The organism is Saccharopolyspora kobensis, from assembly GCF_900108315.1.
GTDB lineage: Bacteria > Actinomycetota > Actinomycetes > Mycobacteriales > Pseudonocardiaceae > Saccharopolyspora > Saccharopolyspora kobensis.
The window spans coordinates 173610-197463 of the sequence record NZ_FNVB01000004.1 but is presented as its reverse complement, the minus strand read 5'-3'; the positions used below and the strand labels follow the sequence as shown (position 1 = coordinate 197463).

Here is a 23854-nt window from a genome sequence, read left to right as displayed (position 1 = left end):
CACGTTCGGCCGAGCCTACCTCTGCCGCCCCGCCAGACCACGCAGAACCGCTGGCGAACCAGCGAGACGGCGACGGCGGAGATCCACGCGGATCGACGGGAGCACCGAAGCGTTTCGGCAGGTGATGGGCCGTGAGCGTTTTGCGGGGCTATGGCACCCCAAACCGCTCACGGAGCCTGACCTGCGCAAACGCATCGGCCTCAGCGTTCGACGAAGCCCGTCAGGCCGCCCTTGGGCTCCGACCACTGCTCGGCGACGAAGTCGACGCGGCCGGGCGTCTCGCCCGAGCGCAGCGCCGCCAGGAGCTGCTCGCACGCTTCGCGCGGTCCTTCGGCCACCACTTCCACGCGGCTCGCGGGCAGGTTCGTGGCGCTGCCGACCAGGCCCAGTGCCAGCGCCCGCGACCTCGTCCACCAGCGAAAACCCACGCCCTGCACATGCCCGTGCACCCAGGCGGTCAGGCGCGCGGCTCCGGAATCCGTCACGTCCGGCATGATGCCGCACCGCCGAGCGGCCCGCCCCAGCGCGTCCACCGGGTCGGGCCGAGCCGGTATGATCCGCCGCGATTCGGCGGAGGCCGGTGTTCTCGGGACATCCGGTGCACGACCGCTCGAAGCGCCGACGAGTGGGACACCGATGGACCCGTTGCAGGTGGAAGACCCGGACGCCCGGCCGAAGCGATTGGTGGTGCTGGCCGCGGCGGGCATCGTGGTGGCCACGGTGTTCGCGACGACGGCCGCGATGGTCGCGGGCACTCAGCAGCAGACCGAGGCCACGCCGGACTTCTCGCTGAAGCCGACCGCGACCTCCCGCCCGGCGACCACGACGTCCGTCCCGTCGCTGCTGCCGCCTCCGCCGCCCACCGGCGGGGAGACCTCCGAGCAGACCACCAGCACCAGCAGCGCGGAGTCCAGCACGTCCCGGACCTCCTCGAACGACGTGGCGCCGCCGCCCGGGCCGCCGCCGGTCCCGACGCCCACCCGGCCGGACCCGGAGCCCGACCCGACGCCCACGGAGGAACCGCCGCCGAGCAGCACGTCGAGCAGTCCTCCCACAACGGACGATCCGCCCACGGAGCCGCCCACGTCGACGCACTCCACCTACACGGATCCGGTGGTCGATCCGGAATGACGCTGGCCGTGCACGCCTGCCGGTCCCTGTGCTCCTGGCACCGGACTCGCAAGGAGCTCAACGGTCTGCCGCTGCTGGCCTGCCGCGGTTGCGGATCGCAGTGGATCCGCAGCGAGCAGTGGACGCCGATCGACCACACCGGGCGCATCCCGGACGACGTGCGCGCCGAACTCGCCGAACGCCGCTGACCGGTCAGCGGGGATCGCCGACGACGACCAGATCGGCGCGCGCCCGTGTGGGCGCGATCAGAGCGGCGTTGGCCTCGTCGCTGCGCCGCACCCATTCCTCGGCGGCTTCGCGCGTCCGACCGTGCGAGACGTGCCGGGCGATGAGCCGCTGCACGCGCGTTCCGTCGTCAGGGGCGAGGAACCAGCACTCGTCGAGCAGTTCGCGCACCTCGGACCACGGTGGTGTGTCCAGCAGCAGGTAGTTGCCCTCGGTGATGACGAGCGGAACTTCCGGCGGAACCGCGATCGCCCCGGCGTAGGACTCCTCGACCTCGCGGTGGAACTCCGGCGCGAAAACCGTTTCGCGGGCGTCCTTCACCCGCCGCAGCAACGACACGTACCCGGCGGCGTCGAAGGTGTCGGGCGCACCCTTGCGGTCCTGCCGCCCCAACCTCCGCAACTGCGCGTTCGCCAGGTGGAACCCGTCCATCGGCACGATCACTGCGCGGCCGTCGAGCTCCCCCAGAACCCGCTCGGCAACGGTCCCCTTCCCCGCCCCGGGAGCCCCGGCGATGCCCAGAACCCGCCGCCGCCCGCCGTCGGCCAGCGCCCGAGCGCGCGCCACCAATTCCGCATACCCGACCAAGCCGCCACCTCCGGCCACCAGGCTACGACCACCTGCGGCGGTCGTGGCCCGCCGACGGCTCCGGTCGTCAGTCCTCCCAGATCTCCGCGAGGAGTTCCCTGGTGTACTCGGCGATCCGCGCGTTGTCCGCCGGGGCGATCGTGCTCCAGCGGCGGCCGTCGCCGCTGGGGCGGACCACGTGCAGGTAGCGGCCCTGGTCCGTGTCGTGGAAGGCCACCACGCGGTTCGCGCGTTCCGGGCGGCCCCGGTTCCGGCTGGCCTCCACGCCGAACTGACCGCGGATGCCCATGCCGTTGGCCATGTGGGCGACGTCGGCCGCGTCGTCCGCCGGGATGCCGAGCATGCGCAGTTCGTCGCTGAACTGCAGCGGGTTGTTCGGGCCCGCGTAGTCGCTGGCCTTGCGGAGGATGTCGTTGGGCAGGCTCACCGCGCGGCCCGGGCCCGGCGGCATGTCGCCGGCCACCGACACCGCCGCTTCGGCCAGCGCGCCGCCGCGGATCGCGGTCATCTCCACCACGTCGGCGTCGACGATCGTCAGCAGGCCGGCCGAGCCGTTCGCCGAGGCCAGCGCGCGGATCGACCGGTCCGCCCAGATCCGCACGTCCACGCTGCGCTGCGGTCGGTCGAGCAGGCCGACCAGGTCGGCGAAGTCGACGTCCAGCCGGTCGCGGGCGGGCTCGGCGAGGCGCTTGGCGCGCAACGACGCCCACGCCTCGGCCACCAGCTCGGCCCGCTCGGTGTAGGTCGTTCCGGGACTCGGCACGTCGAGCACGATGTGCCGGTGCTCGGTGAGCTTCTCCGCCTCGCAGACCACATCGAATTCCAATGTGGACAGCACGATCGGATCTGCTTCTGCTCCAGGTCGCACGTCAGTCCTGCTTCTTCGGCTCGGGCGCGGCCTCGGCGGGCGGGTCGTCGTTGCGCTCGTCGCCGCCCAGCACCGGCGGAGCGACCAGTCGCTCGTCGTCGAACGGGGTCTCCTCGGCGACGTACTTGTTCTCGTGCTCGGCGTCCTCGCTGCGCTTCTCGCCGCGGGTCGCGGCCGGGCCCATCAGCGAGCCCGCGCCCGGCCTGCTGCCCGGGGTGTTGCCCGCGGCCTTGCCCGCCGTGGTGTCGCCCGGGCCGCCGCCGACGCTGCCGCCGCGCGCCACGGACCCGCCGGGCGCCGGGCCGCCTGCGGGCACCGGAGCACCACGGCCGCCGAGCACGCGGCTGGCCGCGTACGCACCGATGCCTGCGACAGCCGCACCACCGGCAGCGATGCCGAGGATTGTCCCGGCGCTGACGCCACCGCTGTCGCCGGTCGCCTCCGGCGTCGGGTCCGCCTCGCCGCCCTTGTCGATCTCGCCCTTCTTCCGGTCGGCGGGGCGGTCCCCGGGGCGCGGAACGGCCCGCTCACCGGTGCGGCCGTCGCCACCTCCGACCACGAACCCACCGCCGGGCACCGGCGAACCCGGAGTGCCCACGCCGGGCGAACCGACGCCGGGCTGCGCCGAACCGCCGACCACGCCGGCCACGGCGACACCCGATCCCAGCCCCGAGCTCGCCATGCCGCTGGGCGAGGCCGACTGCGCGGTCACGGTCGCGGGCGGCATCTCCGGCAGCGGCTGGTAGGTGTTCGCCTGTTCCACCGAGGTGTCGCGGTAGGACGCCAGAGCCGCCTGGGCGGCCTTCTTGTTGGCGTCGATCTGCTTGGCTTCCTTGTCGTAGTCGCTCTCGTAGCCGAAAGCGCCACCGGCCCACTCCACGGCGTTCTCCGACTGCTTGTGCCGGAGCTCGTCGCTGTTCGGCAGCGTGTGGCGGGCCGACTCGTACCCGCGACCCTGCTCGTCGACGCTCTGCGCGGAGGCCCGCAGCGGGTCCGGGGCGTCGGACATGAACACCGCCTGCTGCTGCGTCGCGGCGGCGGCGAGGTCGCCCGCGTTGCCCTCCCAGGCGATCTGCAGCTTGCCGAGCTCCCGGCGCAGGGTGTCGTCCAGGTCGACGACGACCTGCACGCACTCGTCCAGCGCCCGCACCGCGGACTGCATCGACTCCGTGCCGCGCCCCTGCTTGACCTGCGTGATCCACTCCTGCAGCTGGGGGATGTCCATCCCCTCGAACCGGATGTCGCGGATCGGATCGATGCTCGTCACAACGCCCCCTAGCCCTTGGCCTGCAAGCTCGTCACAGCCGCCCCAGCGGCCTGCGCGGCCTTCTCGCACATCTGCTCGTTGTCCATCTCGCCCACGGACAGAAGGCTCAGTTCGGCGTAGAGCGTCTGCCCTTGGGCAACGTCCACGAACACCGAACAGCCCAGCCGCTCAGCACCGGCGATCTGGCTCTGCAACGCGCCGAATCCGTTGATCTCGAAGGTCTTCCGCGACACCTCGGAGCTGTTGAGCTTCGCCGCGAAGACCTCGAGAGGCTCCGGGACGACCCGCAACGACACCCCAGCGTTGGCCCAGGTGCCATCCGACGAGTAGCCGCACCCGTTGTAGTTGTTGCCGTTCTTGATCACCGGACTCGGCCGGGCGACCTTCAGCTGCGCCATCTGCTGACCGGTCAGCCAGGTGCAGATCTCCGCGTCCTGCGCGCCGGCGACAGGGAGTTCCGCAGGCCGCTTCGGGAAGGCCGTTTCCGCGCTGGTCTCCCCAGCGGGCGTCGATTCACCGGCAGGCACCGGGTCCGGCCCGTTCACCGTGCAGCCGGCCACCAGGAGCGCGGCGGCGGTCAGCCCGAGCAGTCCGCCGGACCGGCGAACGCGCGACGAAACACTCACATCTGCCCCTGCTGCAAGTTGAAGGACGCGACGATCTCCTCGTCGGTGTACCCGTACTGCTTGGCCGCTTCCTCCAGCTGCCGACCGAGGTCGACGACGTTGTCCACGTACTGCAGGAGACGGACGTAGTGGGAGTCCGGGTTGCCCACCAGGTTCGCGGTCCAGACCGCCGCCGATGTCTTGCTGACCTCGTCGCCCGCAGGCGCTTGGACTATCAAGCTGGGCTGCAGAGCCCTGAGCTTCATCTGCGCCTGTTCTGCGGCGGAGAGGATGACCTTGCGGACTTCCAGGACGTTGTCCCGGTTCACGGTGAGGGTCTGGCCGCCGCCCGGAGCCGGCGGCGGTGGCGGCGGTACTGGCGTCGTCATCGCGGGAAAACCCCCAGGTTAGCGGCTTCTGATCACCGTTTCGTCCGCCGACACTAGCAGCGGCGTTCACCGCCCGTCACCAACTCGCGAGAACTTCACAGGAACCCAACGCGGCAATGCGCAATCGCGAATGGGACGACCAACGAACCATGCCCGCGAGAGGAGCCAAACCTCAGCACGCTGGCGCTACTGCGCGAGGTCTTTAACCAAAGGAAAGCAAAAAGTCCCATTTGTCAATAGTATCCGACTTTCTTTCCACCTGCGCAGCACGCTCGGAGGTATCCATTAGAAACCTCCAGAATCCGCCATTCACTAATGGTTAAATTCGAGCTCTTTTACCTCCGTGAGCCACATAGGGAGCCGTATACACCAAATAGACCAAATTCGGAAGATGCTCCACCCGCGTGAATTTTCACCGTTCTCGCCCACGTACTTCATTCGTAAGATATCGTAACGCCCAACACGTACATAGATGAAGAAAGCGACCGAGCCAATGTCCAGTCAAAACGAAGGAAGTCACACTCGGAATCATGTGACCGGAAGCGCAAAGAACATTGTGCAGGCTGGCCATATCCATGGCGATGTACACATACATCAGTCAAGTTCGAACCCCATAGATGTCGCATTAAACGAGCTGGCCAACGCAGTGCGAGCACAGTGGAAAAATGAAGCCGCTCAACGAAATCTACTCGACCCCGCGCCACTCTCCGTCTTATGGACGGCAACATCTCCGGTCAAAGATCACGCGGGAAACATACCGGGAGCGTTCGTCGGACTCAGCAATGAGTCACGTAATCTCGCAGATTCGTTTCGCTCCTTGCCGCACCGTCGCTTGGTAGTACTTGGAGAAGGCGGAGCAGGCAAGACTACTCTAGCAATACTCCTATTGCTCGCCCTCCTCGAAGAGGTGGCACCCGACGATCCAATTCCGGTTCTAATTTCGATCGCTTCGTGGGAACCGCATCAGGAACACCTCCACACCTGGCTCTCCCGAAAACTGGAGGAACACTACCCGGGATTACTCCGGTACGGACGAGAAATTGCGCAACGAATTGTGACCGAGCGCCGAATCATGCCAGTGCTGGATGGCCTCGATGAGATAACAGCACCTCGCCAAGCGGCAGCATTGATCGCGTTGAACAGGAGCCTCACAAGCAGTGACCCAATCATCATCACATGCCGCACGGAAGCGTACAACTATGCTATCCAGGCCGGCGACGTACTGCGAGCCGCAACAACCGTCCACGCACAGCCCGTGTCGCCAAATTCCGTCATCGACTACTTGCGCTCCTCCACACCGCCGAATCGAATACGCCAGTGGTACCCGGTGTTTGAACACATCAAGACCTGGCCGAACAGCCCCGCGACTCTGACACTCACCACTCCATTGATGGTGTCGTTAGCCAAAGCGGTCTATGCATACTCCCCCATACCACCCATCGAGCTCCTCGATACGCGCAGATTTCCAGACCGAAGTTCGATAGAGAATCATCTTCTTGATTCACTCCTCCCATCTCTATATCACATTCACCCTCAGCCGCCCACCCCTGGCCGCAGATCGCAGAACAGGCCGTACTCCCCAGTAAAGGCTTCTACGCAACTTACATTCCTTGCTCGCCACCTATATAAACTCAACACACGTGATTTCGCCTGGTGGCAACTAAAATACGCCACCCCGACGTTCATCTTCGGCTTCACGGCATGGCTGCTATACACAATAACGATAGCCGTCTCTGCGATAGCCCTCGAAAGCGTGGACAGCACGACGAATTTTTACATGCTCCTCGGATCCTATCTTACGCTTAGTATCGTAATTTGGATCTGGTGCTCCACACATTCACGAAAACTAATACCACCAATTCGAGCATTCTCAAGCGCCACAAGAGCATCCAAGAGAATGTCCACCTATGCCTTGAAAGTGTTGATGCGTTCCTTCGCGTTCACCGCCGCCATGGGGGTGGTATTCCTGATTTCAATCGGCCCACTGATCCGATCGTTCGATTTAGAAGACCCCGCCAAAACACTAGGCTCCACCACAGTACCAGCATTAGTGCTTGTACTTGTAGGGCGCCTTCTCTGGAGGGGGACAATAAAGAACCTATGGACCCCGTTGACCGAGATGGACGCATCCACCCCTCCAAGAACGCTGAAGAGCGACCGAACAGTCAACATGCTGATACTAGCCAATTTGATCCCCATGTTGATCGCTTACACGCTATGGACTCGATCCATCATGGCCCCTACTGTTGGAATCCCGTTAATACTTGGTTTTTTCCTTAGTTCTTCATGGTGGAACTTCACCGTCTCTCGATTCTGGCTCGCATTGACCGGAAGAACACCACTTCGACTCATGCGCTTCCTGGAGGACGCCCATGAGCGCGGCGTACTTCGTCAAGTCGGAGGCCTCTACCAATTCCGACACGCACGATTGCACGACCACCTGCTCAACCGATCAAATTAATAAGGGAAATTATTTACAGAATAATATACTGCAGCGCATTTCGCCCGCTGCTCTAGAGAGTCATTCATTCGGTTCAGAAGTAGAAGAGCTCGGGGGTTGATGACGAAGGTGATGTGAACAGCGGGTGATGGCGGCTCGCACCCATCGGACGCGCATCCCGCTCCATGGTCACTGGGATTTCGGCTTCAGCAGGCATTACTGTGCGAGTCTCACCTGCGGCGACACCGTCGTGGTCTTGGTCTCGTTGTTCAGTGAGCACGTCGACAGCTGCGTGCTCGGCGTGCTCGCCGCGATGACCATACGCTGCTCCGTTGGTCGGCCGGTTCTTCGCGCAACGCAAGCGAATCCACGTCCGCGGCTGCACCCCGTGCGCCGGGCAGGCGGGTCAGCACCCGCCCTGCACGGCGGCACCGGGCGTTCAGAGCTCGAAGCGGTAGCCCATTCCCGGTTCGGTGATCAGGTGCTTGGGGTGGCTGGGGTCGAGTTCCAGCTTGCGGCGGAGTTGGGCCAGGTAGACGCGGAGGTAGTGGGTCTCGTTCGCGTACTGGGGGCCCCAGACCTCCTTGAGGAGCTGCTTCTGGCCCACCAGGCGGCCCTGGTTGCGGGTGAGGACTTCGAGCATGCCCCACTCGGTCGGCGTCAGGTGGATCTCCGCGCCGTCGCGCAGGACCTTCTTCGCCGACAGGTCGACGGTGAACGTCGCGGTCTCCACCACCGGCTGGTCGACCGCTCCGCTGGTGCTGGCACGGCGCACGGCCGCGCGCAGGCGGGCCAGCAGTTCGTCCATGCCGAAGGGCTTGGTCACGTAGTCGTCGGCTCCCGCGTCCAGCGCCAGCACCTTGTCGGTGGAGTCGGTGCGGGCGGAGAGCACGATGATCGGCACCGTCGTCCAGCCGCGCAGGCCAGCGATGACCTCGCTGCCGTCCATGTCCGGCAGGCCGAGGTCGAGGACCACGACGTCGGGTTTGCCCTCGCCCGCTGCGCGCAGCGCCGCCGCGCCGTCCACCGCGGTGAGCACCTCGTAGCCGCGGGCGCTCAGGTTGATCCGCAGCGCGCGCAGCAGCTGCGGTTCGTCGTCGATCACCAGGACTTTCGTCATCGTCTCCCCTGTCCGTCCGCCGCAGGCAGCGACAGCACGATCGTCAGGCCGCCACCGGGGGTGTCCTCGGCGCGGATCGTGCCTTCCATGGCCGTCATGAACCCCTGCGCCACGCTCAAGCCCAGCCCCACTCCGGACGGGCCGGTGTCGCCGAGGTCGCCGAGCCGCTCGAACGGCGCGAACACCGCGTCCGCCGCTCCTTCGGGCAGGCCCGGCCCGTGGTCGACGATCCGCAGCTCCACGCGGGCGGCGTGCTCGCTGGCGCGGACGCCGATCCGGCCGCCGCCCGGGCGGCCGTACTTCAGCGCGTTCTGCACCACGTTGGCCACCACTCTCTCCAGCAGCCCGACGTCGGCCAGCACCGGGGGCAGCGACTCGTCGATCTCCACGTCGACGTGCTGTTGCCCGTCCAGACCGGCCAGCGCCCTGGCCGCGACCTCGTAGTAGCCGACCGGGCGCAGCCGGGGCGCGATCGCGCCGGTGGCCAGCCGGGATGAGTCGAGCAGGTTCCCGACCAGGTCGGTCAGCCGGTCCGCGGACTCCTCCACGCCGGCCAGCAGCTCGGCGGTGTCGGCCGCGGAGAGCTGGAGATCGGGCGCGCGCAGGCTGCTCACCGAGGCCTTGATCGAGGCCAGCGGGGTGCGCAGGTCGTGCCCGACCGCGGACAGCAGCGCGGTGCGCAGCTGGGTGGCGTCGGCGCGCCGCTGGGCTTCCTGCGCTTCGGCGGCCATCCGCTGCTGGCGCAACGCCATCAGCGCCTGTCCCGCCGCGCCTTCCAGGACGGTGCGGTCGGCCGCCGGGAGCGGTCGGCGGCCCGGGCGCCTGAGCACCAGGTGCACGTCCTGGTTGACCTCGATGTCCACATCGGAATCCTCCGGCCGGGTGCACCGCTCGGAGCCGGTGGTGGCGGCGACGTGCCAGCCGTCGTCGACGCGCTCCAGGAGTGCCGCCGAGGTCAGGCCGAAGTTCTCCACCACCTTCTCCAGCAGCCGGGCCAGCGGATCCGGGTGGGTGAGCACGGTCCGCGCGTAGGAGGTCAGCAGCGCCGCTTCGGTGCGCGCGCTGCTGGCCTTCTCGGCGAGCCGCGCCGCGCGGTCGACGGTGAACGCCACCACCATGCCGACGATCATCATCGCGATCACCGTCACCAGGTTCTGCGGCTCGGCGACGGTCAGCGTGTACAGCGGCGGTGTCAGGAAGAAGTTCAGCAGCCCGCCGGAGAGCAGCGCGGCGACGATCGCCGGCGCCATCCCGCCGACCAGCGCGACGATGACGGTGGCCAGGAAGTAGCCGACGACGTCCGTGGACAGCGCGTCGAAACCGGCGGTGTAGGCCACCGCCGTGACCGCGCCGGGCAGCAGCACGGAGAGCACCCACGCCCAGGACTTCCGGGCGGCGGAGAGCGGGTTGCGGGCGATCTTCCTCAGCAGCTGCCGCCCACCGGCTTCGGGGTGGGTGACCATGTGCACGTCGATGGCGCCCGACTTCTGCACCGTGAGCGCGCCGATGCCCTCGTCGAACAGGCGGGCCCAGCGGGAGCGGCGGGAGGTGCCTACGACGAGCTGCGTGGCGTCGGCGGCGCGGGCGAATTCCAGCAGCGCCTCCGGGACGTCGTCGCCGACGACGGTGTGGAAGCTGGCGCCGACGGCGTCGGCGAGCTTGCGGGCGCGGGCGACGCCGCTCGGCGAAGCGCCCGCGAGCCCGTCGCTGCGCAGCACGTGCACCACCTGGAGCTCCGCGCCGGCGCGAGCGGCGATGCGGCGTGCTCTGCGGATCAGCGTCTCGCTCTCCGGGCCGCCGGTGACGGCGACGACGACGCGCTCGCGGGCCTCCCAGGTGTCGGTGATCTTCTGCTCCGCGCGGTAGCGGCGCAGCGCCACGTCCACCTGGTCGGCCAGCCACAGCAGCGCCAGTTCGCGCAGCGCGGTGAGGTTGCCGGTGCGGAAGTAGTTGCCCAGCGCGGCATCCACCCGGTCGGCGGCGTAGACGTTGCCGTGCGCCATGCGGCGGCGGAGCGCTTGCGGGGTGATGTCGGCGAGTTCGATCTGCTCGGCGCGGCGCACCACCTCGTCGGGCACGGTCTCCTGCTGGCGGACGCCGGTGATCGCCTCCACCACGTCGTTGAGGCTCTCCAGGTGCTGCACGTTCACCGTGGACAGCACGGTGATCCCGGCTTCGAGCAGTTCCTCGACGTCCTGCCAGCGCTTCTCGTGGCGGGAGCCGGGCACGTTGGTGTGCGCGAGCTCGTCCACGACGGCCACCTCCGGCTTGCGGGCCAGCACCGCGGCGAGGTCCATCTCGGTGAGCGCGACGCCGCGGTGCTCGATCTCGGCCCGCGGCACGACCTCCAGGCCGTCGAGCAGCGCGGCGGTCTTGGCCCGGCCGTGGTCCTCCACGAAGCCGACCACCACATCGGTGCCGCGCTCGACCCTGCGGTGCGCCTCGTTGAGCATCGCGTAGGTCTTGCCGACGCCGGGAGCCGCTCCCAGGTAGATCCGCAGCTCGCCGCGCCGCCGTCCGTTCTCCGCCACGCTCCCAGTCTCCTACGACCCGCTGTTAATAGCGGACAGTCCCACCGGACCGCCGCCCCGCCACCCGGGTGGCGGTCGATTTCTCGCGAAGTTGACCAGCCCTGGTCAGCGGGCTCGGTGGACGGCGACGTTGAGGGTGGTCACGTTGACCACCCGCTCGGCGATCACCCCGCCTGTGGTGCTCTCCGCGATCAGGCGCCGGATCTCGTCCAGCGGGAGGCCGGTGACCCGCGCCACGCGCTGGGCCTGCAGTTCCGCGTAGGCCGGGCTGATGTCCGGGTCCACGCCGCTGGCCGATGCCGTCACCGCGTCGGCGGGAACCAGCTGCGGCGCCACGCCCTCGCGGGCCGCGATCGCGGTGCGGCGCTCCTGCACCGCGGACAGCAGGTCCTCGTTGGCTCCGCCGTGGTTGGTGCCGCCGGTGGTCGACGGATCGCCCGGGCCCAGCGGCCCTTCGGCCGATGCCGACGGGCGGGTGTGGAAGTACGGGTCGTTCGCCGGGTCGGCCGGGACCGGGTCGATGCCGATCCGCGAGGAGCCGACCACCCGGCCGTCCACCACGATCTGCGAGCTCTCGGCGTTGGCCTGCAGGCCGGGGATCCGGCTGATCCCCCAGATCGCCAGCGGGTACGCCACGCCCAGCACGACCGTGGCCACCAGCAGCAGCCGCAGTCCCGCCAGGGCCTGCCGCAACAACGTGCTCTTCATCAGGTACCTCTTCGGTTCCGGTACCGCGATCTCAGTGGAAATCAGACGTCCGATTTCCACCGAAATCGCGGGCAGTCGTCCACAACACCCGGCGTGTCGTCCCCCGACGCGCCGGGAGGTCCGCAATTTCAATTGAAATCGACGGTCTGATTTCAATTGAAATTGCGCACCGGCCCCCTCAGCCGATGCCGGGGATGAAGCGGATCAGCAGGTCGATCAGCCAGATGCCCAGGAACGGCGTGACGATGCCACCTAAGCCGTAGACCAGCAGGTTCCGCCGCAGCAGGGCGCTGGCCGTGGTCGGCCGGTAGCGGACTCCGCGCAGCGCCAGGGGGATCAGCGCCACGATGACCAGCGCGTTGAAGATCACCGCGGACAGGATCGCCGAGGTCGGCGTGGCCAGCCGCATGATGTTCAGCGCGTCCAGCTGCGGGTAGATCGCCACGAACATCGCGGGCAGGATCGCGAAGTACTTGGCCAGGTCGTTGGCGATGCTGAAGGTGGTCAGCGCGCCGCGGGTGATCAGCAGCTGCTTGCCGATCTCGACGATCTCGATCAGCTTGGTCGGGTCGGAGTCCAGGTCGACCATGTTCCCGGCTTCCTTGGCCGCCGCCGTGCCGGTGTTCATCGCCACCCCGACGTCGGCCTGCGCCAGCGCGGGCGCGTCGTTGGTGCCGTCGCCGGTCATCGCGACCAGCCGCCCGCCCTCCTGCTCGGCCTTGATCAGCGCCATCTTGTCCTCGGGCTTGGCCTCGGCGAGGTAGTCGTCGACGCCGGCCTCGGCGGCGATGGCCTTGGCGGTGAGCTCGTTGTCGCCGGTCACCATCACGGTGCGGATGCCCATCGCGCGCAGCTCGGCGAACCGCTCCGCCATCCCCGGTTTGACCACATCGGACAGTCGGAGGACCCCGACGACGCGGGTGCTCCCGCCGCTGCGCTCGGCCACCACCAGCGGCGTGCCGCCCTGCGCGGCGATCCCGTCGGTCAGCTCCACCACTTCGTCGGGCACCCCACCGGCCCAGGCGCGCACCGCGCTGGTGGCGCCCTTGCGGATCTCGCGGCCGTCGATGTCGATGCCGCTCATCCGCGTCTGCGCGGTGAAGGCGACCTCCTCGGCACGCAGTTCCGCGCCCTGCGCCTGCGCGGGCAGCCCGAACTGCTCGGCGCAGAACGCCACGACGCTGGTGCCCTCGGGCGTCGGGTCGGCGAGACTGGACAGCCGCGCCACCTCCGCCAGCTCGCGCGGTGTCACGCCGCCCACCGGCAGCAGTTCGGTGCAGCGCCGGTTGCCGAAGGTGATCGTCCCGGTCTTGTCCAGCAGCAGGGTGTCCACGTCACCGGCCGCTTCCACCGCGCGCCCGGACTTGGCGAGCACGTTGCGCTGCACCAGCCGGTCCATGCCCGCGATGCCGATCGCGGACAGCAGCGCGCCGATGGTGGTCGGGATCAGGCACACCAGCAACGCGGTCAGCGTGATCACCGACAGCAGCGAACCGGAATAACCGGCCATCGGCTGCAGCGCGACGACCGCGAGCAGGAAGATGATGGTCAGCGTGGACAGCAGGATCGTCAGCGCGATCTCGTTCGGCGTCTTCTGCCGCTGCGCGCCTTCGACCAGCGCGATCATCCGGTCCACGAAGGTCTCGCCGGGTTTCGCCGTGACCTGCACGACGATCCGGTCCGACAGCACCGTGGTGCCCGCCGTGACCGCCGAGCGGTCGCCGCCGGATTCCCTGATCACCGGGGCGGATTCGCCGGTGATCGCCGACTCGTCGACTGTCGCGATGCCCTCGACGACGTCACCGTCCCCGGGGATCACCTCGCCCGCTTCGACGACCACCCGGTCGCCGACGCGCAGCGCCGTGCCGGGCACCTGCTCCTCGACGCCGTCGACCAGCCGCCGCGCGACGGCCTCGGTCTTGGTGCGCCGCAACGATTCCGCCTGCGCCCGGCCGCGGCCCTCGGCGACGGATTCGGCGAGGTTGGCGAACAGCACGGTGAACCACAGCCAGGCGGCCACCGAGATGCTGAACGGATTCGGGTCGACGACGGCGAGCACCGTGGTCAGCGCCGACCCGACCCACACCACGAGCAGGACCGGGTTGGCCAGCTGGTGCCTCGGGTGGAGCTTGCGCAGCGCTTCCGGCAGCGAGCTCCACAGCTGGCGCGGGCTGAACGCGCCGGCGGCGAGCTTGCGCGGCGCGGCCTGCTGTTCCGCCTCTCCCTGTTCCGCCTCTCCGCGATTTTCAGTGGTGGTTGCGCTTGGAATCAAGCTCGCGTTTCGCGGTTTCTTGTGGCTGGGTTGCGTCACGTTCCCCTGATGTGCGGTTGAGCAGGGCTCCGGCTGAGGTGCGGTTGAGCAGGACTCTGGTTGATACGAGGGCTTCATGCGAGGGCCTCCGCGATCGGGCCGAGGGCGAGCGCGGGCAGGAAGGTCAGCGCCGCGACGAGGACGACGGTTCCGCCGAGCAGCCCGGCGAACAGCGGGCCGGTGGTGGGCAGGGTGCCCGCCGTGGCGGGGGTGCGCTGCTGCGCGGCCACCGAACCGGCCAGCATCAGCACCGCCAGGATCGGCACGAAGCGGCCGAACAGCATCGCCAGCCCCAGCGCGATCTGGAAGAAGTCGCTGGTGACGGTCAATCCGGCGAAGGCGCTGCCGTTGTTGTTGCCCGCCGAGGCGAAGGCGTAGAGGACTTCGGAGAGGCCGTGCGCCCCGCCGTTGGCCATGGCGTCCGATGTGGACGGCAGCGCCAGCGCGGTGCCCGCGCCGAGCAGCACCACCGTCGGCATGGCCAGGATCGAGATCGCAGCCGCGGTGACCTCCCGCCGCCCGAGCTTCTTGCCCAGGTACTCCGGGGTGCGGCCGACCATCAGCCCGGCCAGGAAGACCGCGATCACGGCCAGCACCAGGATCCCGTACAGCCCGGCGCCGACACCGCCCGGCGCGACCTCGCCGAGCAGCATGTTCAGCAGCGGTACGAGGCCGCCGAGGCCGGTGAAGCTGTCGTGCATCGCGTTGACCGCGCCGGTGGAGGTGCCGGTGGTGGCGACCGCGAACAGCCCGGACAGGAACAGCCCGAAGCGCGCCTCCTTGCCCTCCAGCGCACCACCGGCGGCCAGCGCGGCCGGGCCGTTCGGGTGGCTCTCGGCCCACCAGACGACCGCGGTCATCACCGCCATGATCGACACCATCACGGCCAGCAGCACCCGGCCCTGGCGGCGGTCGCCGACGATGGTGCCGAAGGTGCGGGTCAGGGCCAGCGGGATGACCAGGATCAGGAAGATCTCCAGCAGGTTGCTGATGCCACCGGGGTTGGAGAACGGGTGCGCCGAGTTGGCGTTGAGCACCCCGCCGCCGTTGGTGCCGAGCTCCTTGATGGCCTCCTGGCTGGCGATCGGGGCGGTGGCGATGGTGTGCGCCTGCCCGTCCAGCCCGACGACGTCGATGCCCGAGGCGAGGCTCATCGCCCCGCCGAGCGCGATGAGCAGCACCGCGCCGACCGCCGCGATCGGCAGCAGCACCCGGGTGCAGCCTCGGGTGATGTCCACCCAGATGTTGCCGATGCGCCCGGTGCCCGCCGCGGTGAAGCCGCGCACCAGCGCGATCGCGACCGCCATGCCGACCGCGGCCGACACGAAGTTCTGCACGGTCAGCCCGGTCATCTGCACCGCGTGCCCGAGGGCCTGCTCCGGCACGTAGGACTGCCAGTTGGTGTTGGTGACGAAGCTGATCGCGGTGTTGAACGCCACCGCGGGTTCCACCGCACCGCGGCCGAAGCTCAGCGGCAGCAGCGGTTGCAACCGCTGCAACAGGTACAGCAGCGCGATGGACATGGCGGAGAAGCCGAGGACGCCTGCGGCGTAGGTGGTCCAGCGCTGCTGGGCGTCGCCGTCGACGCGCACCAGGCGGTAGATCACCTTCTCCACGCGCCAGTGCTTCTCGCTGGTGTAGACGTGGGCCAGGTAGTCACCGAGGGGCCGGTGGACCACTCCGATGGCCAGGATCAGGAGGCCGGCCTGGACCAGGCCGACCGTCAGCGAACTCATCAGAACTTCTCCGGCCGAACCAGTGCGACGAACAGATAACCGATCAGCAGCAGGGCCAGCACGCCTCCGGCGACGTTGGCCAGCAATGCGCTCACAACCGCTCCAAACCGCGCAAGGTCAGGGCCAGCACGAGGAACCCGCCGATCAACAACACGGCGTAGGCCAGATCAGCCACCGCTGCGCACTCCTCACTCGAATCCGGGTCGCCGGGTGCGGCGACCGCCCGGAACCAGCGAAGCTCCCGGCTGCGCCCCCGGTCGAGACCCATGACGGCACCTTGATGCGGCCCAGCAGCGCGTTGACGCGTTCTTGATGCACGGTTTCGACCGATGTGCACGGATTGTGCGTGGCCGACTTCACTCCGTCATCTGGTTTCATGGATACAACGATCTTCTTAGCATGGGTAACGGCCCCTCCGGGAACCCGTGGGACCACCAATCCGAACAGCGAAGGAGACCGGGCCATGTGCGGAATCTCCGGCTGGATCGACTTCCAGCGCGACCTCACCCGCGAACGAACCGCGATCGACGCGATGTGCGACACCATGTCCTGCCGCGGCCCCGACGCCCGCGGCACCTGGGTGGCCCCGCACGCCGCGCTCGGCCACCGCAGGCTGGCCATCATCGACCTGCCCGGCGGCACCCAGCCGATGACCTCCCCCGACGGCGACGTGGCGATCGTCTACAGCGGCGAGGCCTACAACTTCACCGAGCTGCGCGACGAGCTGCGCCGCCGCGGCCACCGCTTCACCACCGACAGCGACACCGAGGTCGTCCTGCACGGCTACCTGGAATGGGGCCCGCAGGTCGCCGAGCAGCTCAACGGCATGTTCGCCTTCGCCGTCTGGGACGCCCGCACCGAGCAACTGCTGCTGGTCCGCGACCGGATGGGCATCAAACCGCTGTACTACTACCCGACCGAGCAGGGCGTGCTGTTCGGCTCCGAGCCCAAGGCGATCCTGGCCAACCCGCTGGCCGAGAAGGTCGTCGACGCCGACGGGCTGCGCGAGCTGTTCACGCCGGTCAAGACCCCGCGGCAGGCCGTGTGGGCGGGCATGCGCGAGGTCGAGCCGGGCACCGTCGTCACCGTCGACCGCACCGGCCTGCACGAACGCACCTACTGGCAGCTGCGCGCCACCGAGCACACCGACGACCAGCAGGGCACGGTGCGGCGCGTGCGGGAGCTGCTGGACGACATCGTCGCGCGGCAGCTGATCGCCGACGTGCCGCGCTGCGTGCTGCTGTCCGGAGGCCTGGACTCCAGCGCCATCACCGCGCTGGCGGGCATCGAGCTGGGCCGCAGCGGCGAGCAGGTGCGCAGCTTCGCGGTGGACTTCGCCGGCCAGGCGGAGAACTTCGTGCCCGACGAGCTGCGCGCCACGCCGGACACCCCCTACGTGCACGACGTGGCCCAGCACGTCGGCTCCGCGCACCAGGACATCGTGCTCGATCCCGACGCGCTGGCCGACCCGGCGGCGCGTCGGGCCACCGTGCAGGCCCGCGACCTGCCGATGGGGCTCGGCGACATGGACCAGTCGCTGTACCTGCTGTTCAAGGCGATCCGGCAGCACTCCACGGTGGCGCTGTCCGGCGAATCCGCGGACGAGGTGTTCGGCGGTTACCGCTGGTTCCACGACCCGGAGGTCCGCGCGGCCGACACCTTCCCGTGGATGGCCTCGGTGCGCACCCCGCACGACGACCAACCGCAGGTGCTGGACCCGCACGTGCGCGACGTGCTGGACCTGGAGTCCTACGTGGCCGACCGGTACCGCGAAGCGATCGCGGCGGTACCGGTGCTCGACGGGGAGAGCGCTGCCGAGCGGCGGATGCGGGAGATCAGCCACCTGCACCTGACGCGGTTCGTCCGAATCCTGCTGGACCGCAAGGACCGGATGTCGATGGCGGTCGGTCTGGAGGTCCGGGTGCCGTTCTGCGACCACCGGCTGGTCGAGTACGTCTTCAACGCGCCCTGGTCGCTGAAGACCTTCGACGGCCGGGAGAAGAGCCTGCTGCGCCACGCCACCGCGGACGCGCTGCCGCAGTCGGTGGTGGAGCGGGTGAAGAGCCCGTATCCGTCCACACAGGACCCGAGGTACGCGGCGGTCCTGCAGCGCCAGGTGGCCGACCTGGCCGCCACCGGCAACGAAGCGCTGTCCCTGCTGGACGGCGGGTGGCTGCGCGAGGCGCTGGCGCTGGACCCGGAGCGCATCGACACGCCGACGCGCTTCACCTTCGAGCGGGCCCTCGACATGGCGACCTGGTTCGACATCCACCACCCGACCATCAAGCTCTGAGGAGATGGTGCCGTGAGCGCTTTGTGGTGCTATCGCCCTACAAAGCACTCACGGCAGCCACCACAGTCAGGCCAGGGGAAGCAGGAGGCAGAAGGTGCAGCCTCCGGCCGGGTTCGCCCGGAGCTCCACGCGGCCGTGGTGCGCCTCGGCCAGAGCCGCCGCGATCGCCAGGCCGAGCCCGGTACCGCCGGACTCCCGGGTGCGGCCGTCGTCCACCCGGTAGAAGCGGTCGAAGATCCGGCCCGCGTGCTCGGCGGCGATGCCCGGGCCGCTGTCGGCGACAGACACCACCGCGACCGGAGCGCCCGCCGCCAACTCGGCTCCCGCGGCGGCGAGCGCTCCCCCGCCGACCGAGCCGGGCGCGACCTCGACGGTGATCGGCGAGCCGGGCGTGCTGTGCAGCAGCGCGTTGCTCACCAGGTTCGTCAGCACCTGGCGGAGCCGCGGGCCGTCGCCCAGCACTCGCAGCTGCTCCGGCTCGCGCTCGATCAGCTCCCGGTCGGGAGCGCGCGCCCGCCCGTCCGCGACGACGTCCCGCACCAGCGGCACCAGGTCGAGCTCGACGAGGTCCACGGTGCGCTCCCGGTCCAGCCGCGCCAGCAGCAGCATGTCCTCGACCAGACCGCCCATGCGCACCGCCTCGGACTCGATGCGGCGCATCATCACCCGCACGTCCTCCGGCGAGTGCTGGTCGCTGCGCCGGTACAGCTCGGCGAACCCGCGGATCGACGTCAGCGGCGTGCGCAGCTCGTGCGAGGCGTCCGCGACGAACCGCCGCAACCGCTGCTCCGACTGCTCCCGCTGCTGCAAGGCGTCCACCAGCCGACCGAGCATCGTGTTCAGCGCCGATCCGAGGCGACCGGTCTCCGTCCGCGGGTCCTGATCCGGCACGCGCCGGTCCAGCTGCCCGGCCGCGATGGCGTCGGCGGTGCGCTCGATGCGGTCCAGCGGCCGCAGGCTCAGCCGCACCGTCACCGCGGCGGCCGCCGCCAGCACGACCAGCACGACACCGCCCACCACCAGCTCGATGACCACCAGCTGCCGCACCGTGGCGTCCACCCCGGCCAGCGACAGCGCCAGCACGGCGAGGTGACCGTTGGGCAGCGAGACGGTCCGCACCCGCCAGTCCGCACCGCCCGCCCGGTCCGGCACCGTCCCGATCTCGGGCCCGCGCACCGGATCGAGCAGCAGCGGTCCACCCGCATCGCCCTCCGGGCTCCCGAGCACCCCGCCGAGCTGCCCGCGGCCGGGCGCGAACACCAGCACCCGGAAGTCGGTGGGCAGCTCGCCGCGCCCCGGACCGCGCTCCGGTGGGGCGCGGGTCGGGTCCGGTAGCGGCGCGCCGTGCTCCCACGGCCCGGACAGCTCGGCCAGCCGGTCGTCGGTGCGGGCGATCAGCGACCGGCTCAGCAGGGCCGTGCTGGTCAGTCCCATCGCCAGCAGGCCGAGCACCAGCGCGCTCAGCAGCACGAGCACCAACCGCCCGCGCAACGTGCGGAAGACGCTCATCGGTGCTCCGGCGGCAACCGCAGCACGTAGCCCACGCCGCGGATGGTGTGGATCAGCGACGGCGCGGAGGAATCGATCTTGCGCCGCAGGTAGCTGATGTAGGACTCGACGATCCGGCTGTCACCGCCGAACTCGTAGTCCCACACCCGGTCCAGGATCTGCACCTTGCTGACCACCTTCTCGGCGTTGATCAGCAGGTAGCGCAGCAGCTTGAACTCGGTCGGCGACAGGGAGACCAGCCGCCCGGCGCGGCGGACCTCGTAGCTGTCCTCGTCCAGTTCCAGGTCGTGGTAGCGCAGCTTCGCATCGCCGGCCTGCGCAGGCCGAACCCGGCGCAGGATCGCGCGCAGCCGCAGCACCACCTCGTCCAGGCTGAACGGCTTGGTGACGTAGTCGTCGCCGCCCGCGGTGAGCCCCGCGATGCGGTCTTCCACGGCGTCCCGCGCGGTCAGGAACAGCACCGGGACGGTGTCGCCGCCCGCGCGCAGCTCGGAGGCCACCGAGAACCCGTCCCGGTCCGGCAGCATCACGTCGAGCACGACGATGTCCGGGCGGAACTCCGCCGCCGCGTGCAACGCACCGGCGCCGGTCGCCGCGCCGCGCACCTCGAATCCGCTCAGCCGCAGCGCGGCGGTGAGCAGTTCCAGGATGTTCGGCTCGTCGTCGACGACCAGCACCCGAGCCCCACCGGAATCAACCACGCCAACCAGCCTCCCCGCCCAACCTGGGAAGAACCTGGGCGAACCCTGGGAAACCAACCACTGCTGCGCCCGGAGCGCGATTCCGGTCTCCACCACCGCGCGCCCGGAGCCGGTTCCGCAGGTGGGGACCCGTGAGTGCTTTGTGGTGCAATAGCGCCACAAAGCACTCACGGGCTCTGGCTCAACGATCGCCTGCTGACCCGCAGGAGTACAGCTCCAGGCCGTCCGCCGAGCCGCCCCACGCCGCCGGGTCGACCGGGGTGCAGTTCTGCTCGACCCACTCCTGGCGATCGCTGCGGGCCTGGCCACCGGGGCCGATCACCACTGCTCCCGGCGGCTGCCGGTCGTCCGGACTCCGCATGCCGCCCGGACCGCCGCCGAGGAGCACGAAGCCGAGCTCGCCGGATTGCTCCCACTCGGTCAGCTGGGCCACCGATGGCGCGTCGTCGCCACCGCTGAATCCGCCCATGCCGATCACCGTCAGATCCGAGTTGAGGAGGTAGGACGATGCCGCCATCGAGCCGCCCTCGATCGCCAGCGGCACGGTCAGCTCACCGGCCTGCGCTCGGACGTAGTCGACCAGTTTCCGCTGCTCGGCGCTGAGCGAGGCCCCACCGGGACCGCTCCGGACGAGCTCCGGCATGCGGCCGTCGCTCGTCCCCAGTGCCAGCCCGCCGCCGTCCGGCGGGGCGCCGAAGCGCATCGGCCCGGGGCCGCCCATGCCGGTTTCCGGGCCTGCCATCGGGTTCGTGCCGCCCATACCGGATTCGCCGGACACCGCGGCGATCGACGACCACGCCGTCGGCACCAGCAGGATCGCCGCCAGCCCCAGCGCCAGACCGGACTTCGCGAGTCGCGCCCGTCCTCGCCTCCCGAGCAGCAGCACCACCAGCGCGACGATTCCCAAGCCCGCAGCCGAATATCCCGCCCACGCGTGCCAGCTCAGGTCGCGCGCGACCACGGCCATCGCCCACGCCACCGTGATCGCGACACCGATCGGCAGCAACCATCCCCGGGCGCCGGGTTCCCGGTACCAGTGCCAGAACCGGACCAGCCCGGCGCCGGTCACCGCACCGACCGCAGGTGCCAGCATCGTCGTGTAGTAGGGGTGCATGATGCCCTGCGCGAAGCTGAACATCAGGCCGATGACCACCAGCCAGCCGCCCCACAGCACCCAGCCCGCGAGCCGCGCGCGTTCCAGACGCCGGATCCCCGCCGCCAGCACCGAAACCAGCACCAGCGCGCACAACGGCAGCAACCAGCTGATCTGACCGGCGAGCTGCTCGTTGGCCATCCGCAGCAAGCCCGCCGAACCGGAGAAGCCGCCGCCCGGGCCACCGCCCGCCCCGAAGATCCGGCCGAACCCGTTGTAGCCGAAGACCAGGTCCCACGCGGAACCGTCCTCGCTGCCGCCGATGAACGGCTTCGGCGACGGCCACAGCGCCGTCACCGCCACCCACCAGAACGAGCTCACCAGGAGCACGACGGCGGCGATCCCGAGATCCAGCAGCCGACGCGCCCACCCGGCCCGGCCGCCCAGCCAGTAGGCGGCGATGAACGCGGGCAGCACCATCCACGCCTGCAGCATCTTCGTCAGGAAGCCGCAGCCCACCAGGAATGCGGCGAGCGCGACCCAGCCGGTGGCCCGCCGCGACTCGAAGGCCCGCGTCATGGCACAAGCCGCCGCGACCACGAGGAGCACCAGCAACGTGTCCGGGTTGTTGTCGCGGTTGATCACCACGGTGATCGGGCTCAGCGCCAGCACCAGCGCGGCCAGCAGCGCAGCGTGCTCACCGGCCCAGCGCCGAACCGCCCGGTGCAGCAGGAAGACCGCCGCGACCCCGGCCGCGGCCTGCGGCAGCAGCACCGCGAACCGGTTGAAGCCGAACACCTCCACCGACAGCACCTGCAACCACAGGGCCATCGGCGGTTTGTCCACCGTGACCACGCCGACCGGGTCGAAGGAGCCGAAGAAGAACGCCTCGAAGCTCTGCGACATCGACTTCACGGCGGCCGAGTAGTACGAGTTCCCCCACGAACTCCCGATGCCCCAGAGGTACAGCAGCGCGGCCACAGCGCAGATCGCGCCCAGCGCCCACGGTTCCCACCGGCGGGCACGCGACCCGACGGGCTCGGCGACGGCGGTCATGACGCCTCCCCGGCACGGAACACCCAGGACCGCAGCAGCACGAACCGCAACGCCGTGCCCAGCACCGAGGACACCACCAGCACCAGGACTTCCAGCCACCGCGACGGATCAGCCCGCCAGGCGTGCAAACCGAGCAACGCGCCGGAGGTGACGAAGTAGTACAGCGCGAACACGACCAGTCCTCGCAGGTGCACGCGCCCGGACGAACCCCGCTGCCGCAGGAAGGTGAACCGGCGGTTGGCCTCGGTGTTCCACAGGGTCGTCGCGATCAGCGCCGCGAAGTTCGCCAGCAGCGGCGGCCACCAGGTGCGCAGGGCGGCGTAGAGCACCGAGGTGAGCACAGTGGACACCAGTCCGATGGCACCGAACGAAACCAGCTGCCACAGCAGGCCGTTCTCCCGCTTCGCCAGCACGGCCCGCGGATGCGCCGCCCTCGGCTCCGGCCGCCGCGGCAGGCCGGGCACCTTCGCCGAGCCGGTGACCTTCGCCCGCGCGACCCGCACCAGACCGGCGATGTCGTCGACCGCGGTACGCAGCACGTTCACCCGGGTGTCGACGTCCTCCACCCAGTCCACCGGCACCTCGTGCACCCGCAGGCCGTTGTGCTCGGCCAGCAGCAGGAGCTCGGTGTCGAAGAACCAGGAATCGTCCCGGACCGCGAGCAGCAGCGGCTTGACCACATCGGTGCGCGCCGCCTTGAAGCCGCACTGCGCATCGGTGAACCGCGCACCGTGCGTCCAGCGCACCATCGCGTTGTAGCACCGCGAGATCAGCTCCCGCTTGCCGCCGCGCACGGTCCGCGACCCGCTCGCCAGCCGCGATCCGATGGCCAGGTCGGAATGCCCGTTGACCAGCGGCGCGACCAGCGGCAGCAGGGCGTCCAGCCCGGTGGACAGATCGACGTCCATGTACACCACGACATCGGCGTCGCTGTAACCCCACGCGGTGCGCAACGCCAGCCCGCGCCCCTTGCGGTCCAGGTGCAGCACCCGGACCCGGTCCATCGCCCCGGCCAGCTCCTGCGCGATGCGCAACGTCCCGTCGCTGCTGGCGTTGTCGACGACCGTGATGGTCCAGGCGAACGGAAAACCCCCGGCCAGGTGCTCGCTGAGCACCTGCAGGCAACCGGGCAGCGAGCGTTCCTCGTTGTGCACGGGGATCACGACGTCGACCGTCGCGGTCCGGTGCGGCACCCGACGTCCGGCGTCGAGCTGCGGCACGGCGCTCATCTCCACCACCTCTCCTTCCGGCTTCGGCTCCATGAAGCCGGAAGGAGGTGCGAG

Annotated in this window: 21 protein-coding genes; 4 read left to right on the top strand and 17 right to left on the bottom strand. The window is 69.5% G+C overall.

From position 1 onward, the window contains the following. Positions 1-200: 200 nt before the first annotated feature. Positions 201-494 carry an acylphosphatase gene (locus tag C4T78_RS13735; RefSeq protein ID WP_093357649.1) on the bottom strand — a complete coding sequence of 98 codons (294 nt, stop codon included), beginning with the start codon at positions 492-494 and terminating at the stop codon, positions 201-203. Between the two features lie 142 nt (positions 495-636). Between C4T78_RS13735 and C4T78_RS36030 the strand changes: the two genes are divergently transcribed. Continuing rightward, positions 637-1131 carry a hypothetical protein gene (locus C4T78_RS36030; RefSeq protein WP_143186021.1) on the top strand — a complete coding sequence of 165 codons (495 nt, stop codon included), beginning with the start codon at positions 637-639 and terminating at the stop codon, positions 1129-1131. After that, positions 1128-1319 (top strand): hypothetical protein, encoded by a 192-nt coding sequence (locus C4T78_RS13725; protein ID WP_093357465.1) that lies wholly within the window; start codon positions 1128-1130, stop codon positions 1317-1319. The genes C4T78_RS36030 and C4T78_RS13725 overlap by 4 nt, the downstream gene beginning before the upstream one ends. A 4-nt stretch (positions 1320-1323) precedes the next feature. Here the strand turns inward: C4T78_RS13725 and C4T78_RS13720 are convergent, their stop codons facing one another. From C4T78_RS13720 to C4T78_RS13700, 5 genes are all read right to left on the bottom strand, one after another. Further along, positions 1324-1944, bottom strand: coding sequence for a nucleoside/nucleotide kinase family protein (locus tag C4T78_RS13720; protein WP_093357466.1), 621 nt, complete (start codon positions 1942-1944; stop codon positions 1324-1326). 67 nt (positions 1945-2011) lie between these two features. After that, positions 2012-2812: an ESX secretion-associated protein EspG gene (locus C4T78_RS13715; protein ID WP_093357468.1), complete on the bottom strand. Its 801-nt coding sequence runs from the start codon at positions 2810-2812 to the stop codon at positions 2012-2014. 1 nt (position 2813) lies between these two features. Continuing rightward, on the bottom strand, positions 2814-4079 hold the full coding sequence (locus C4T78_RS13710; RefSeq protein ID WP_093357469.1) for a PPE domain-containing protein: 1266 nt from the start codon (positions 4077-4079) through the stop codon (positions 2814-2816). Positions 4080-4087: 8 nt separating this feature from the next. After that, positions 4088-4705, bottom strand: a complete 618-nt coding sequence (locus tag C4T78_RS13705) for a DUF3558 domain-containing protein (protein WP_093357470.1) — start codon at positions 4703-4705, stop codon at positions 4088-4090. Beyond that, the gene (locus tag C4T78_RS13700; protein WP_177247776.1) at positions 4702-5073 is read right to left on the bottom strand and encodes a hypothetical protein; all 372 of its coding nucleotides are present in this window, start codon (positions 5071-5073) and stop codon (positions 4702-4704) included. The genes C4T78_RS13705 and C4T78_RS13700 overlap by 4 nt, the downstream gene beginning before the upstream one ends. A 472-nt stretch (positions 5074-5545) precedes the next feature. On the opposite strand from C4T78_RS13700, the gene C4T78_RS37415 reads away from it, so the two are divergent. After that, positions 5546-7534 (top strand): NACHT domain-containing protein, encoded by a 1989-nt coding sequence (locus C4T78_RS37415; protein ID WP_093357651.1) that lies wholly within the window; start codon positions 5546-5548, stop codon positions 7532-7534. Positions 7535-7952: 418 nt separating this feature from the next. Here C4T78_RS37415 and C4T78_RS13690 read toward each other — a convergent pair whose 3' ends face one another. From C4T78_RS13690 to C4T78_RS36400, 7 genes are all read right to left on the bottom strand, one after another. Next, positions 7953-8633, bottom strand: coding sequence for a response regulator (locus tag C4T78_RS13690; protein ID WP_093357472.1), 681 nt, complete (start codon positions 8631-8633; stop codon positions 7953-7955). Then, positions 8630-11164, bottom strand: coding sequence for a DUF4118 domain-containing protein (locus C4T78_RS13685; protein WP_093357473.1), 2535 nt, complete (start codon positions 11162-11164; stop codon positions 8630-8632). The genes C4T78_RS13690 and C4T78_RS13685 overlap by 4 nt, the downstream gene beginning before the upstream one ends. A gap of 105 nt (positions 11165-11269) precedes the next feature. Further along, on the bottom strand, positions 11270-11872 hold the full coding sequence (locus tag C4T78_RS13680) for a potassium-transporting ATPase subunit C (protein WP_093357474.1): 603 nt from the start codon (positions 11870-11872) through the stop codon (positions 11270-11272). Between the two features lie 178 nt (positions 11873-12050). Then, positions 12051-14033, bottom strand: a complete 1983-nt coding sequence (kdpB, locus tag C4T78_RS13675; protein WP_218161728.1) for a potassium-transporting ATPase subunit KdpB — start codon at positions 14031-14033, stop codon at positions 12051-12053. Between the two features lie 224 nt (positions 14034-14257). Next, the gene (kdpA, locus tag C4T78_RS13670; protein WP_093357476.1) at positions 14258-15919 is read right to left on the bottom strand and encodes a potassium-transporting ATPase subunit KdpA; all 1662 of its coding nucleotides are present in this window, start codon (positions 15917-15919) and stop codon (positions 14258-14260) included. After that, a complete protein-coding gene (kdpF, locus tag C4T78_RS13665) occupies positions 15919-16014 on the bottom strand; it encodes a K(+)-transporting ATPase subunit F (protein ID WP_093146669.1) in 96 nt (31 codons plus the stop codon). Before kdpF ends, kdpA begins: the two co-directional genes overlap by 1 nt. Beyond that, positions 16011-16187 carry a hypothetical protein gene (locus C4T78_RS36400; protein ID WP_177247775.1) on the bottom strand — a complete coding sequence of 59 codons (177 nt, stop codon included), beginning with the start codon at positions 16185-16187 and terminating at the stop codon, positions 16011-16013. The genes kdpF and C4T78_RS36400 overlap by 4 nt, the downstream gene beginning before the upstream one ends. 195 nt (positions 16188-16382) lie before the next feature. Here C4T78_RS36400 and asnB point away from each other — a divergent pair, with 195 nt between their 5' ends. After that, positions 16383-18212: an asparagine synthase (glutamine-hydrolyzing) gene (asnB, locus tag C4T78_RS13660; protein ID WP_093357477.1), complete on the top strand. Its 1830-nt coding sequence runs from the start codon at positions 16383-16385 to the stop codon at positions 18210-18212. Between the two features lie 66 nt (positions 18213-18278). On the opposite strand, the gene C4T78_RS13655 is transcribed toward asnB, so the two are convergent. The 4 genes from C4T78_RS13655 to C4T78_RS13640 all read right to left on the bottom strand — a co-directional run bounded on the left by C4T78_RS13655 (position 18279) and on the right by C4T78_RS13640 (position 23800). After that, positions 18279-19721 (bottom strand): sensor histidine kinase, encoded by a 1443-nt coding sequence (locus C4T78_RS13655; RefSeq protein WP_093357478.1) that lies wholly within the window; start codon positions 19719-19721, stop codon positions 18279-18281. Next, positions 19718-20422 carry a response regulator transcription factor gene (locus C4T78_RS13650; protein ID WP_177247778.1) on the bottom strand — a complete coding sequence of 235 codons (705 nt, stop codon included), beginning with the start codon at positions 20420-20422 and terminating at the stop codon, positions 19718-19720. The genes C4T78_RS13655 and C4T78_RS13650 overlap by 4 nt, the downstream gene beginning before the upstream one ends. A gap of 181 nt (positions 20423-20603) precedes the next feature. After that, the gene (locus C4T78_RS13645) at positions 20604-22571 is read right to left on the bottom strand and encodes an ArnT family glycosyltransferase (protein ID WP_093357480.1); all 1968 of its coding nucleotides are present in this window, start codon (positions 22569-22571) and stop codon (positions 20604-20606) included. Next, positions 22568-23800: a bifunctional glycosyltransferase family 2/GtrA family protein gene (locus tag C4T78_RS13640; protein ID WP_093357657.1), complete on the bottom strand. Its 1233-nt coding sequence runs from the start codon at positions 23798-23800 to the stop codon at positions 22568-22570. Before C4T78_RS13640 ends, C4T78_RS13645 begins: the two co-directional genes overlap by 4 nt. Positions 23801-23854 lie beyond the last annotated feature (54 nt).